The organism is Rhizobium ecuadorense (assembly GCF_001187535.1).
Taxonomy (GTDB): Bacteria; Pseudomonadota; Alphaproteobacteria; order Rhizobiales; family Rhizobiaceae; genus Rhizobium; species Rhizobium ecuadorense.
Genome location: NZ_LFIO01001790.1, coordinates 142,208 through 154,714, shown reverse-complemented (window position 1 = coordinate 154,714; position 12,507 = coordinate 142,208). Strand labels below are relative to the sequence as shown.

Sequence of the window (12,507 nt, the reverse complement as noted above, 5' to 3'; positions counted from 1 at the left end):
CCACCCTTTCCTTTTGCCTCTGGCGGTTAAGGGCCAAGCGCCGAAAGGTCAAGCGGGAAAGCTTACCAGCCCCCACCTCCCCCGCCACCGCCACCTCCGCCGGACGAGCCGCCGCCGGAAAAACCGGAAGACGAGCTCGACGGCGGCGGCGAAGGGATCGTCGAAGCGATGGTCGAGGCCATCGACGAGGAGAAGCCGCCGACACGGTCGGAAAAGCTGCCGCTGTTGAAATCGCCGGAATACCAGGCCGGCGCATAGGCTGCGGCCGCACCGGCAGCGGCAGCCGCAAGCCAGGTCTCAAAAGTGCGCGACCAGGGTTTTTCGACGCCGAGCGCCACCGCATAGGGCAGCAGCGTCTCGAAATGCTGCGGCGACATTTGGGGCGCGCCTGCCGTATTCATCCGGTCTTTCTCGGCCAGCGTCAGATATTGGCGCAGGCCATCTATACCGTCCATCATCCTGGCGCCGAGCGGGGTCGGCGCGCCCATGATGAAGAAATAGAGGATGTTGAGCAGCACGATGCCGCCGACGGCAAAGAGCATCGGGGTTTCGTGCAGTTCCACCAGCGACGAGGCAAGCGCCAGGACGACGACAGCAAGAATGCTGATGCCGACGAAAACGCCGATCGCCGTGGCGATGATGGCGATGATCTTGCCGAACAGCGAGCTGCCGCGATGCATCGACCGCATGAAACCGGCGACGAAGACGGCGACGAAAACCGCGATGGCGGTCGGGATCAGCATCAGCGCGATCGTCTCCGGTTCCAGCGAGCCGAAGACGAACAGCGCCACCAGGGCGGCGGCGCTGAGCGCGATGCCGCCGCTGGTGTAGCCGATGTTGGAATTGTAATATTTGCCGCGGTGTTCCTTCTCGATCGCCGAGCGGAAGGCCTGGCCGACGGATTTCACCCGTTCGCCGTTGACCTTGTCGATCGTCAGCGTCCTGCCTGCGCCGCCGGCGGCTTTCAGGAGCTCGGTCTCGCCGGCCTGGAATTTTTCCTTGCCGAGCGCTTTGCCGGTGCCCTGGATGACGATCGAATTCTTCAGGTCTTCAAGCTTGACGTAGCCGCGGACCGCAAGATTGAGCGCGGTTGAAGCAAGCGCCGTCCAGCCTCCGCCGGAGAAACCCTTATTGTCGATGTAATTGACCAGCGCCGGCGAGATGCCCTCAGGCGCGTCCCAGCGCGGCACGACGACGCCGCGGGCGGGATCGCGGCCGACCTTCAGCCAAGCTCTGAGGTAATAGGCAAAGACCAGGATCAGGCCGCCGAAGCCGATGAAATAATTGCGGTTGTCCTTGAGCCACCAGGTGCTTTCCATATCGGCGCTCGGCGGATCGATCGATCCCTTCGGCATGCGGATCGCAAAGGTCAGGCCCTCCTTGGCATCGAGCGGCGCGGTGGTGGCAAAGACGGGGCCGGCCGGAGTTTGGCCGACCCGGGCATTCTTTCCCGTCGCGCCCTGAGGACCGGTGAAGAAGATCGTGTCCGTGGCTGCGACACCCGGCGGCAGCCGTACCATCGCGGTGGCCGAGCGGATCGGAAAGATCCAGCCATTGCCGGTGACGTTCCAGTAGAGTTCGTCGTGATCGGCGAAATAGCGGATCTGACGGTCGGTCTTGTAGGTGAAGACGTAGCGATGGCGCCCCGGCGTCACCGTCACCTCGGCCGAACCGGCATAGATGCGGATGCCGCCCGAAATCGACTCCGTGTGCCAGGGCTCGTCCGCACCGTCGCGCTTGACCGAGACCATATCGAAATCGACGCTGCGGCGACGGCCCCCGGCATCGGTGAAATAGAGCGGAAAATCACGGAAGATGCCGTGATTGATCCAGTTGCCCTCGGCATTGACGGTAATCGTTTCCGTCACCGTCATCGCACCGCTCTTTTCCAGCGCGATGTCGGAGGCGAAACTGTCGATCACCTCGGCGGCGAAGGCCGCCGGAGCGGCGAGCATCAGCAGCAGTGCAAAACAAAACCCGAAAAACCGACGCCCCATCCCTGTCTCCCCGCCGGCAGCCTCGGCTGCTTCTCGTCAATCCTTGTCCCGATAGGTCACGCCGAGGGTGGCGAGCGTCCGCCAGTAGGCGGGGAAGGTCTTGCCGACACAATCGGGATCGAGAATGGTGATGCCGTCGATCTTCAGCCCGGCAAGCGCGAAGCTCATGGCGATGCGGTGATCGGCGAAGCTGTCGATCTCGGCCGGCAGGCGTTTTCCCGCAAGGGCCGGATCGGACTTTACGATCAGATCGTCGCCCTCTTCGCGGGCAAGGCCGGGAAGGATGCGGTTGAGGCCGGAGGAAAGCGCCCGGATGCGGTCGCATTCCTTGACGCGCAGATTGGCGATGCCGACGAAGCGGACCGGCGTCTCGTTGAAGGCGGCGAGCACGGCAAGCGTCGGAACGGCATCCTGCATCTGCGAACCGTCGATTTCGGCCGGCAGCTGCGGAAAACGGGCGATCATGTCGTAGGCGCGCGCATCCGGCTGCGAAAAGGCGTCGGAGGGCACGCCGAGATCGATCGCGCCGCCGGTCAGGACTTCGGCGGCCCAGAGATAGGTCGCAGCCGAGGCATCGGGTTCGACGATGAAGTCGGCGGCGCGGTAGCCGGTCGGCTCGACGCGCCAGGTGACGGGGCTGGTCTTTTCGACCCTGGCGCCGAAGGCCTTCATCGCCGCCGTGGTCAGATCGATATAACCGAGCGCGCCGATATCCTCGCCGACAAGTTCGATATCGACCGGCCTGTCGCCGCCGGCCGCCATCATCAGAAGCGCCGAGACATATTGGCTGGAGAGGCCGCCATCGATGCGGATGCGGTCGGCCTGGAAGCGGCCGGTGCCCCGGACGGTGACCGGCGGGCAGCCGGTCTCGGCGCTGACGTCGATGCCGAGCGTGCGCATCGCCTCGACGAGCGGACCGATCGGGCGCTTGCGCATATGTTCGTCGCCATCGACGATGACGGTGCCGTCGACCAGGGCGGCGGCCGCCGTCAGGAAGCGCGTCGCCGTGCCGGCATTGCCGAGGAAGAGCGGCGCCTTCGGCGGCTGGAGCTCGCCGCTGCCGGTGACGACGAACGTGGTGTCGTCGGGTTCGTCGATCGAAACGCCCATGGCGCGCAGCGCATCGGCCATATAGCGCGTGTCGTCGCTCTTCAGCGCCCCGGTCAGCCGGCTCGTGCCCTTGGCAAGGCCGGCGAGCAGCAGCGCCCGATTGGTGATCGACTTCGAGCCCGGCGGCATGGCGCGGCCCGAAAGCGGCCCGCCCGGCGGGATGATCGTGAGTTTGGCTGTAGGTGTCATGTTGTTTCTTCCATGGAGCGACCATTGCCGGCCGCAATCTGCCCTTGCTCTTAATCGCTTTCTTGCAAAGGCAAAATGCCGGATCGTCAGAATTTGACGCTGGGGACAGCGCGATCGGCCTCGTTGGTGATTTCGAAATAGTCCCGCTTGGCAAAACCGAACTGGCCGGCGACGAGATTGGAGGGGAAGCTTTCGACCTTGACGTTCAGGTCGCGCGCCGCGCCATTGTAATAACGCCGCGCCATCTGCAGCTCGCCTTCCATGGTTTCGAGCGAAGCCTGCAGCTCGGCAAAATTCTGGTTGGCCTTGAGATCGGGATAGGCTTCGGCAAGCGCGATGACACGGCCGAGCGCCTGGCCGAGCAGCCCTTCCGCCTGCGCCCTGCCGGCGACATCACCTGCTGGCACGGCCTGCGCCTTGTTGCGGAGCGCAACCACCTCTTCGAGCGTCGACTTTTCGTGGGCGGCATAACCCTTGACCGTCTCGATCAGGTTCGGGATCAGATCGGCGCGGCGCTTCAGCTGCACATCGATGCCCGACCAGGCTTCTTCCGCCATCTGCCGGGAGCGAACCAGGCCGTTGTAGATGAAGACGATGTAGAGTGCGACCAGAACAATGGCGCCAAGTGCAATATACATCGCGAATCTCCCAAACGAAGTAATGTTTGTGCAAAGACTACGCAGGATTTCCGGCTGTCGTCAAACACCGATATGCGCGAGAATTCGGGCCGCCGTCCGCTCCGGCGAAAGGTCCGTCGTGTCAATTTCGACGGTGTGTTCAGCCAGTCCACGCAATAATTTATAGTTTGCCCGGAGCTGTTGCAGCCTCGCCGTATCCGTCAGCTTGAGGGCCTCGGATCGGCCGGAAGAGATGAGGCGCCTGGCATTCTCCTCCGGCGCGCAATCGAGGAGAACCGCGACCAGATCCGCGCCTCTGGCGGCCGCCAGATCGGGATACCAGGAGAACATCGCACTATCATGCTCGTCATCCGCAAGAGCATCGGTAAAGACGAAACTGTCAGCCGGATCGGCGCGCACGGCATGGTCGAAAACCGCTCGCCGAATCTGCTCACGCAGTGATGCATGCAGAGGGTTGCTGCGGGCGAAAAGAGCTTCGGCCGGATTGAGCAGCATGTGATTGTCGATGAGGCGGGCGCCGAGGCTTTTCGCCAGCAAGCGGCCGACAGTCAGCTTCCCGGTGCCTGGCCAGCCATTGATATGGACGATACGGCTGGCAGGATTCTGCGTCACGCCGCCTCTTTGCCCAGATTGACGCCGCCGGCATCGGTCAGCAGGAAGGCTTCGCCGCAGGCTTTCGCGAGGGTGCGCACCCGCAGGATATAGCTCTGGCGCTCGGTGACCGAGATGACGCCGCGGGCATCGAGCAGGTTGAAAACATGGCTGGCCTTGATGCACTGGTCATAGGCCGGGAAGACGCATTTGTGCAGGCGCTGGTTGGCATTGTCGCCGGGAGCGCCGGCATCGAGCAGCGCCCGGCATTCCTTCTCCGCGTCGACGAAGTGGCGATGCAGCATCTCGGTATTGGCGAATTCGAAATTGTGGCGGGAATATTCCTGCTCGGCCTGCAGGAAGACGTCGCCATAGCTGATCTTTTCGTCGCCCTCGCGGCCGTTGAAGTTCAGGTCGTAGACATTGTCGACGCCCTGGACATACATGGCGAGGCGTTCGAGGCCATAGGTCAGTTCGCCGGCGACCGGCGCGCATTCGATGCCGCAGACCTGCTGGAAATAGGTGAACTGCGACACCTCCATGCCGTCGCACCAGCACTCCCAGCCGAGCCCCCAGGCGCCGAGCGTCGGGCTTTCCCAGTCGTCCTCGACGAAACGGATGTCGTGCAGCAGCGGATCGAGGCCGATCGCCGCCAGCGAACCGAGATAGAGCTCCTGCAGATTGGGCGGGTTCGGCTTCAGGATGACCTGATACTGGTAATAATGCTGCAGCCGGTTGGGGTTTTCGCCATAGCGGCCGTCCGACGGGCGCCGCGACGGCTGGACATAGGCCGCCTTCCACGGCTTCGGCCCGAGGGCGCGTAGCGTGGTCGCCGGGTGAAAGGTGCCGGCGCCGACTTCCATGTCATAGGGCTGCAGCACCGCGCAACCCTTGTCCGCCCAGTAGCTATGCAGGGTCAGGATCAGCGCCTGGAACGAGCGCTTCGGGTTCATATGGTCTGGGATGGCTGACATGAAACGGCACCGATTGCGTGGGGATTATCGGCGCGACAGGTGCCATGGAGGGCGGCAGGGGTCAAGGGTTTTGCGGCGGTCGCGAGATCTAAGACGCCTCCCCAACCCCTCCCCACAAGGGGGAGGACTAACCCGGAGCGCCCGCCTCGCTCCTCCCGAAACGTCGAATATCTGGAACGCGGGTGCGGCAAGTTAAGCCTCTCCCCCTTGTGGGGAGGGGTTGGGGAGGGTTCTAGGATGCCGGATAGGGCAGAGCAGTGGCGACGCCCTTAATTTTATTCCTCATCCCGCTTCAGCCGGTATTCCCCGGTCACGGGATCCTTGACCAATGTGCCGATCGCCCCGGTCTGGCGTTCCTTTTCGGCGCGGCGGGATTTTTCGGCGAGCTTGCGGGCATCGGAGACGAAGCGGCGGTAGAGCCACCAGGCCGAGAAGACCAGCACCAGGATCGTGATAAGCTGCGCCATTCCCCTCTTCCGCCTTCCTCAAAGCCCGAAACGGCTCCACAATGCTCTTTCTTCGGCCGCTTCGACAAGCCCTGTCGCAAGGCCGGATGCCGCCGCTTCGAACGAAACCGGCGACACGCCCGGAATTCGGCGGCCGAACAGGCCGCGGCCGGCGGTGACGAGCTCCAGCTTCGTCTTCTGGCCATAGCGCCGCTTCAACTCCTGGCGCATGTCGCCGAGGCCGTCGACCAAGCCGAGTTCGAGGCCGCGGGTGCCGCTCCAGAACAGGCCTGAGAAGACCGCGGCATCGTCCCTCAGCTTGCCGGCGCGACGCTCGCGCACCATCGAGATGAAGACCTGGTGGATTTCGAGCTGCAGGCTCTTCAGATACTCGATGTCTTTCTCCTTTTCCGGCTGGAAAGGATCGAGGATCACCTTGTTTTCGCCAGCGGTATAGACGCGGCGTTCGACGCCGATCTTCTTCAGGAGCTCGGGAAAGCCGAAACCGCCGGAGACGACGCCGATCGAGCCGACGATCGAGGTGGCGTCGGCGATAATCTCGTCACCGGCAAGGGCGATCATGTAACCGCCTGAGGCGGCGACGTCCTCGACGAAGACCAGCACCCTCTTCTGCTTCTCGCGGGCGAGCTCGCGAATGCGGGTGAAGATCAGGCGGGACTGGACGGGCGAGCCGCCCGGTGAATTGATTGAGATGGCGACCGCCGGCGCGTCCTTCATGGCGAAGGCTTTTTCCAGAACCGGAGCGATATTGGCGAGATTGAGGGCCGGCCGGAACGGGCCGCCGCCGCTGACGATCGCGCCTTGCAGCCGGACGACCGGGATGGTGATGCCGTCCTTGCGGAACCGTTTCGGCAGCAGCTTTCTCAACAATCCGGCCATTTCCAATCCTTCGCTTCGGGTCGTCCCGATCGTCAATCCGCGATCGGCATCCATGTATGCGCTGGAACGACAAACGCAATGGCCGCGTTCTCGAAAACATTAGGCCCGAAAACATCGGATTGATTTTGTTGTTGCGAATGACTTGCATTATCATTCCAATCCGGCATAGTGCAGCTGAGATAAACAAGTGGAAATCGCATGGACGCCCTAAACCCGAATGCAACAAACGGCTGGCGGCACGAACGCGGCGAGGCGTCGCTATCGGACGTCTACCGCACGATCGGAACCGGGCGTCACAGCTCCAGATGGCGGCGGGCGGCGGCCTTTGCCGGGCCGGGCTATATGGTCGCGGTCGGCTACATGGACCCCGGCAATTGGGCGACCTCGCTCGCCGGCGGCTCGAAATTCGGCTATGCGCTGCTGACCGTCGCGTTGCTTTCCAACCTGATGGCGATCGTGCTGCAATCGCTCTGCGCCCGTCTGGCGATCGCGTCGGGCCGTGACCTGGCGCAGGCCTGCCGCGACGCCTTCCCGAAATGGGTTTCGGTGCCGCTCTGGGCTTTTGCCGAGATCGCCATCATCGCCACCGATATTGCCGAGGTGATCGGCACGGCGATCGGCCTCAACCTCTTGATGGGCATCCCGCTCGAGCTCGGCGTGCTGATCACCGCGCTCGACGTCTTCGTCATCCTCTTCCTGCAGAAGCTCGGCTTCCGCTGGGTGGAGGCCTTCATCATCGCGCTGCTCGGCGTGATCGCGGTCTGCTTCGGCGTGCAGATCCTGCTTGCCGATCCGCAATGGAGTGCCGTCGTCACCGGCTTCTTCCCGACGACCGAGATCGTCACCAATCCGGAGATGCTCTATCTGGCGCTCGGCATTCTCGGCGCGACCGTCATGCCGCACAATCTCTACCTTCACTCCGGCATCGTTCAGACGCGGGCCTATGGCCATACCGTTCCCGAAAAGAAGGAGGCGCTGACCTATGCGACGATCGACTCGACGGTGGCGCTGTGCTTCGCGCTGCTGATCAACGCTTCGATCCTGATCCTGGCGGCCGCCGCCTTCAATGCGCACGGGAAGACCGATGTCGTCGAACTCGGCGACGCCTATTCGCTGCTGTCGCCGCTGCTGGGCCTCGCCATCGCGCCGACGCTGTTCGGCATCGCGCTTCTCTGCTGCGGCCTCAACTCGACGGTGACGGCAACGCTGGCCGGCCAGATCGTCATGGAAGGCTTCCTCAAAATCCGGCTGAAGCCGTGGATGCGCCGGCTGATCACCCGCGCCATCGCCATCGTGCCGGCGGCGATCGTCACCATCTGGTATGGCGACAAGGGCACGGCGGAGCTTTTGATCCTCACCCAAGTAGTGCTCAGCCTGCAGCTTTCCTTCGCGGTCTTCCCGCTGGTGATGTTCACCGCCAGCAAGGCCAAGATGGGCGAGCTCGTGGCGCCGCGCTGGCTGAGCGGCATCGCCTATCTGATCGCAGTCGTCATCGCCGGGCTGAACGTCAAGCTGCTCTTCGACTTCGTCACCGGCTAGCTGCTGTGGATCGAAGCCTGGCATAGGCGGCCCGGCCATTGTTGAAATCATCGACGAGAGGGGAGAACTTGTGGCTCCCCTCTTCGTGCATGATCAAAGGCGCGCGCAGCGACAGCCGCGCCCTCGACCCCTTGATACCCGTCACCAGGATACGCACGGCGTTTTCGCCGGCGCGCGGATGGATCGCCGTGATCTCGATGCCGCCGAAGCGCCGGCCGCAGGCGGTAACGATCTCGGCGATCGATTCGGGTCTGGCGATCAACGACAATTGCCCCCCCGGGATCATGATCGCACCCGCCGTGCGGATCCAGCTTTCGAACAGGCCGTCGGTCATCGCATGGGCTTCGGCCTTCAGCGCATCCGGCGTGCGCCGGTCGCCGGCGTCGTTGAAGGGCGGGTTCATGATGACGTGGTGGAAGCTCTCGTCGATGAGGCCGGCATCGTTGCGCGCCTTGGCGGTCAGCGTTACATCCGCCTCGACGACGCCGACGCGGGCGGCGAGATGGGCATTTTCCGGCAGGAGGATGCTGCGGCGGGCATAATCGGCCATTTCAGCCGAACGCTCGAAGAGCACCACCTCAGCATCGGCAAGCCGCGAGGCGACGGCAAGGCCGGCCGCACCGGCGCCGGCGCCGAGATCGGCGACCCTGATGGGGCGATCGTCGGCGACGAGAGCGGCAAGCAGCATCGCGTCCATGCCGGCGCGATGGCCCCTGCCCTTCGGCTGCACCAGATGGAAGGCGCCGCGATGGAAGGCATCGATGGTTTGGGCAGGCTCGCCGGTCATCGCCCGCTCACGTTCTGTCGCGCAATTCGCCGCCGAGACCGGCGTCGATCAGGATGCGGCGTGCCTGATCGGCCATCTCCTCATCCACCAGCAGACGGCGCGGCAGCATGCCGAGCGAGCCTTCCAGCACGCTCATGCCCTGATCGGCGATGAAGCAGTGAATGCCCGCATCCTTCATCAAGCTCTCGGCAAAGGAAAGCAGAACGGGGTCGTTGGCGCGGATAAGTTCATGCATTTGCCGTCGTTTTCCTTCCAATTTCGCCTTGCGCGACAATTCACCCCTTGCCGCGTCCATCGCCCCTTTCTATTGTCGGATGCAAAGAATGAACAGGAGTCCGGGTCGTTGGGCGTGGTCATACCGCTTGAAGAAAGCAAAAACAAACTGGCATCCATCAAGCCATTGGTCGATCTCACCAGGGCGGATATGGAGCGGGTGAACCAGCTCATTCTGTCCAAGGCCGGCTCCGACGTGCAGATGATCCCCGAAGTGGCGAACCATCTGATCTCCTCGGGCGGCAAGCGGCTGCGGCCGATGCTGACGCTGGCGTCCGCGTCGCTGTTCGACTATCGGGGCGAAAACCACGTCAAGCTCGCCACCTCGGTCGAGTTTATGCACACCGCGACGCTGCTGCATGACGACGTCGTCGACGAAAGCGACCTGCGCCGCGGCAAATCGACGGCGCGGATGATCTGGGGCAACCAGGCCAGCGTGCTGGTCGGCGACTTCCTGCTCGGCCAGGCCTTCCGCATGATGGTCGATGTCGGCTCGCTCGACGCGCTCGACGTCCTGTCTTCCGCCGCCTGCATCATTGCCGAAGGCGAGGTGCTGCAGCTTTCCGTCGCCAAGAACATGGAGACGACCGAGGACGATTATCTCTCCGTCATCCGCGCCAAGACGGCGGCGCTGTTTGCCGCCGCCGCCGAAGTCGGGCCGATCGTCGCCGAGGCCGGCAAATCCGGCCGCAACGCGCTGAAATCCTACGGCATGAACCTGGGGCTCGCCTTCCAGCTGGTCGACGACGCGCTCGACTACGGCGGCAAGGCGGCCGATCTCGGCAAGAATGTCGGCGACGATTTCCGCGAGGGCAAGATCACCCTGCCGGTTATTCTCGCCTATCGCCGCGGCACCGAGGACGAGCGCGCCTTCTGGCGCGATGCGATCGAAGCCGGCAACAGCACCGACGCCAACCTCGAAAAAGCGCTGGGACTGATCACCAAATACGGCACGCTCGCCGACACGATCGGCCGGGCGGTCCATTACGGCACGATCGCAAGGGACGCGCTTGCGCCGCTTCCCGATACGGTATGGAAATCCTCCCTGATGGAAGTGATCGACTTCTGCATCGAGCGCGTCAATTGATCAAACGTCCTTGATCGCAGGCTGAATTTCTTGCGGCGCCGCTTCAAAAAAGCCATCCTGTTATGAATCAGTGAACACAACTGATTTTTGCGACCGGCACCATTGTCGGGACGCTGTCGAAGAAAGGTTTCCTAATGCGGCAGAGATTTGCCATCCGTCTTCTTACGAGCGCAGCGCTTGCCGCTGTTCTTTCGCTGGGCGGTGTCGGCGGCGTGAGTGCCGAGGATGCGGCCAAGCCGGGCGATGCGGAGAAGACCGATAGCTTCAATGCCGATAGCGTTACCACTTTCTCCGGCGCCTTCCTTGCGGCGCGCACGGCCGATGTCGATCACGACTACGAAACGGCGATCGAACTCTACAAGAAGGCGCTGCAGATCGAGCCCGGCAATCCCGAGATCCGCCAGCGGCTGATGATCTCGCTGCTGCTCAACGGCGACATCAAGGAAGGCGTCAAATATGCCGACGACCTGAAGGCCGATCCTTCCGTCGAGCGCATCACCACGATCGTGCGCGGCATGGATGCCGTGCGCCGCGACGACTACAAGACCGCCGAGGCCATCCTCAAATATAAGGGGCCGAACGATCTCGACCGGATGATGAACGACCTGCTGCTTGCCTGGGCCCGCGTCGGCGCCGGCCGCGGCAAGGATGCGCTCGCCATGGTCGAGAAGATGAAGGGGCCGGACTGGGTCCGCATCTTCCAGAATTACAATGCCGGCGCGATCGCCATCGCCACCGGCGACGTCAAATCCGCCCGAAAGCATCTGAACGATGCCGTGCTCGACAAGGAAGGGGGTGCGACGGCGCCCGACACCTTCATGCGCGCGGTGATGGCGCTTGCCCGCCTCGAAGCGACACAAGGCAACAAGCAGAAGGCGCTCGACGCCGTTTCCGTCGGCGACAACCTGCTGCCGAACTATGCGCCGCTGAACGCGCTGCGCGACAGTATCGAGAAGGATGAAAAGCAGGAACAGCAGGTCAAGACGGCCGAAGAAGGCGCTGCCGGCGTGCTGTTTTCGGTCGGCGGCGCTCTGAACCGCGACGGCGCCGAGGACATCGTCTCGCTTTACCTGCAGACCGCCAATGCGCTCGATCCGAACAGCGCCGATACGCTGGTGCTGCTCGGCGGCATCGCCGAGAAGCAGAACCAGATGGACCGCGCCATCGCACTCTACAAGAAGGTGCCGGAGAATTCGCCGATGCGGCGCATCTCCGAGCTGCAGCTCGGCCTTGCCCTTGCCCAGGGCGGCAAGGTGGACGAAGCGCGCAAGCACCTGCAGGCGCTGATCGCCTCCGACCCGAAGGACATCCGCAGCTACCTCGCCTATGGCAGCGTGCTCTCCGATGCCAAGGACTATGAGGCGATGGCCGCCAATTACGACAAGGCGGTCGAAGCGATCGGCCCCATTCCCGGCCGCGTCAACTGGAGCGTCTTCTTCCAGCGCGGCATCGCCTATGAGCGGCTGAAGAAGTGGGACCAGGCGGAGCCGAACTTCCGCAAGGCGCTGGAGCTCAATCCCGATCAGCCGCAAGTGCTGAACTATCTCGGCTATTCCTGGATCGACATGAACCGGAACCTCGACGAGGGTCTCGGCATGATCAAGAAGGCCGTCGAGCTTCGTCCTGACGATGGCTACATCATCGATTCGCTCGGCTGGGCCTATTTCCGCCTCAACCGCTTCGACGATGCCGTCGACGAATTGGAGCGGGCAGCCCAGATCAAGGCCGGCGACGCGACGATCAACGACCATCTCGGTGACGCCTATTGGCGCGTCGGCCGCAAGCTCGAGGCCGTCTATCAGTGGAACCGGGCGCTTGCCTCCGAGCCGGAAGCCGCCGAGATCCCGAAGATCAAGGACAAGGTCGCCAACGGCCTGCCCGCCGTCAGCGACGATGCCAAGGCGGCCGACAAGAAACAGCCGGATCCGGCCCCGGTCACCCCGCCGCCGGTCGACAAGAAATCCTGACGGGCGAGA

General features: G+C 63.4%; 12 protein-coding genes. 3 read left to right on the top strand and 9 right to left on the bottom strand.

Annotated elements, in window-relative coordinates; genetic code table 11:
* Positions 1–62: 62 nt before the first annotated feature.
* The 7 genes from AF337_RS36810 to AF337_RS36780 form a co-directional block, all read right to left on the bottom strand.
* The gene (locus AF337_RS36810) at positions 63–1,997 is read right to left on the bottom strand and encodes a DUF2207 domain-containing protein (protein ID WP_049735984.1); all 1,935 of its coding nucleotides are present in this window, start codon (positions 1,995–1,997) and stop codon (positions 63–65) included.
* A gap of 36 nt (positions 1,998–2,033) precedes the next feature.
* Entirely contained in the window at positions 2,034–3,296 is a 1,263-nt protein-coding gene (gene aroA / locus AF337_RS36805; protein WP_049735983.1) for a 3-phosphoshikimate 1-carboxyvinyltransferase, read from the bottom strand.
* An 86-nt stretch (positions 3,297–3,382) separates the two neighbouring features.
* A complete protein-coding gene (locus AF337_RS36800; RefSeq protein ID WP_049735982.1) occupies positions 3,383–3,934 on the bottom strand; it encodes a LemA family protein in 552 nt (183 codons plus the stop codon).
* 60 nt (positions 3,935–3,994) lie between these two features.
* A complete protein-coding gene (locus AF337_RS36795; RefSeq protein ID WP_049735981.1) occupies positions 3,995–4,546 on the bottom strand; it encodes an AAA family ATPase in 552 nt (183 codons plus the stop codon).
* Positions 4,543–5,499 carry a glycine--tRNA ligase subunit alpha gene (locus AF337_RS36790; protein ID WP_010069596.1) on the bottom strand — a complete coding sequence of 319 codons (957 nt, stop codon included), beginning with the start codon at positions 5,497–5,499 and terminating at the stop codon, positions 4,543–4,545. The genes AF337_RS36795 and AF337_RS36790 overlap by 4 nt, the downstream gene beginning before the upstream one ends.
* A 275-nt stretch (positions 5,500–5,774) precedes the next feature.
* Entirely contained in the window at positions 5,775–5,966 is a 192-nt protein-coding gene (locus AF337_RS36785) for a hypothetical protein (RefSeq protein ID WP_003584596.1), read from the bottom strand.
* Positions 5,967–5,984: 18 nt separating this feature from the next.
* On the bottom strand, positions 5,985–6,845 hold the full coding sequence (locus AF337_RS36780) for a S49 family peptidase (RefSeq protein ID WP_049736045.1): 861 nt from the start codon (positions 6,843–6,845) through the stop codon (positions 5,985–5,987).
* A gap of 198 nt (positions 6,846–7,043) precedes the next feature.
* Here AF337_RS36780 and AF337_RS36775 point away from each other — a divergent pair, with 198 nt between their 5' ends.
* Positions 7,044–8,384, top strand: coding sequence for an Nramp family divalent metal transporter (locus AF337_RS36775; RefSeq protein WP_049735980.1), 1,341 nt, complete (start codon positions 7,044–7,046; stop codon positions 8,382–8,384).
* Here the strand turns inward: AF337_RS36775 and AF337_RS36770 are convergent.
* Both AF337_RS36770 and AF337_RS36765 read right to left on the bottom strand, forming a co-directional pair.
* Positions 8,374–9,171, bottom strand: coding sequence for a tRNA1(Val) (adenine(37)-N6)-methyltransferase (locus AF337_RS36770; protein ID WP_049735979.1), 798 nt, complete (start codon positions 9,169–9,171; stop codon positions 8,374–8,376). The genes AF337_RS36775 and AF337_RS36770 overlap by 11 nt on opposite strands.
* A 7-nt stretch (positions 9,172–9,178) precedes the next feature.
* Complete coding sequence (locus AF337_RS36765) at positions 9,179–9,406, bottom strand: putative signal transducing protein (protein WP_003569978.1); 228 nt, start codon at positions 9,404–9,406, stop codon at positions 9,179–9,181.
* Between the two features lie 108 nt (positions 9,407–9,514).
* Between AF337_RS36765 and AF337_RS36760 the strand changes: the two genes are divergently transcribed.
* Positions 9,515–10,531, top strand: a complete 1,017-nt coding sequence (locus AF337_RS36760; protein ID WP_049735978.1) for a polyprenyl synthetase family protein — start codon at positions 9,515–9,517, stop codon at positions 10,529–10,531.
* Positions 10,532–10,665: 134 nt separating this feature from the next.
* A complete protein-coding gene (locus tag AF337_RS36755) occupies positions 10,666–12,498 on the top strand; it encodes a tetratricopeptide repeat protein (RefSeq protein ID WP_049735977.1) in 1,833 nt (610 codons plus the stop codon).
* Positions 12,499–12,507 lie beyond the last annotated feature (9 nt).

Excerpts from the sequence above, each read along its gene's own strand:
- AF337_RS36810 (WP_049735984.1), bottom strand. The coding sequence starts at position 1,997 with ATGGGGCGTCGGTTTTTCGGGTTTTGTTTTGCACTGCTGCTGATGCTC.
- aroA (WP_049735983.1), bottom strand. The coding sequence starts at position 3,296 with ATGACACCTACAGCCAAACTCACGATCATCCCGCCGGGCGGGCCGCTT.
- AF337_RS36800 (WP_049735982.1), bottom strand. The coding sequence starts at position 3,934 with ATGTATATTGCACTTGGCGCCATTGTTCTGGTCGCACTCTACATCGTC.
- AF337_RS36790 (WP_010069596.1), bottom strand. The coding sequence starts at position 5,499 with ATGTCAGCCATCCCAGACCATATGAACCCGAAGCGCTCGTTCCAGGCG.
- AF337_RS36785 (WP_003584596.1), bottom strand. The coding sequence starts at position 5,966 with ATGGCGCAGCTTATCACGATCCTGGTGCTGGTCTTCTCGGCCTGGTGG.
- AF337_RS36780 (WP_049736045.1), bottom strand. The coding sequence starts at position 6,845 with ATGGCCGGATTGTTGAGAAAGCTGCTGCCGAAACGGTTCCGCAAGGAC.
- AF337_RS36775 (WP_049735980.1), top strand. The coding sequence starts at position 7,044 with ATGGACGCCCTAAACCCGAATGCAACAAACGGCTGGCGGCACGAACGC.
- AF337_RS36770 (WP_049735979.1), bottom strand. The coding sequence starts at position 9,171 with ATGACCGGCGAGCCTGCCCAAACCATCGATGCCTTCCATCGCGGCGCC.
- AF337_RS36765 (WP_003569978.1), bottom strand. The coding sequence starts at position 9,406 with ATGCATGAACTTATCCGCGCCAACGACCCCGTTCTGCTTTCCTTTGCC.
- AF337_RS36755 (WP_049735977.1), top strand. The coding sequence starts at position 10,666 with ATGCGGCAGAGATTTGCCATCCGTCTTCTTACGAGCGCAGCGCTTGCC.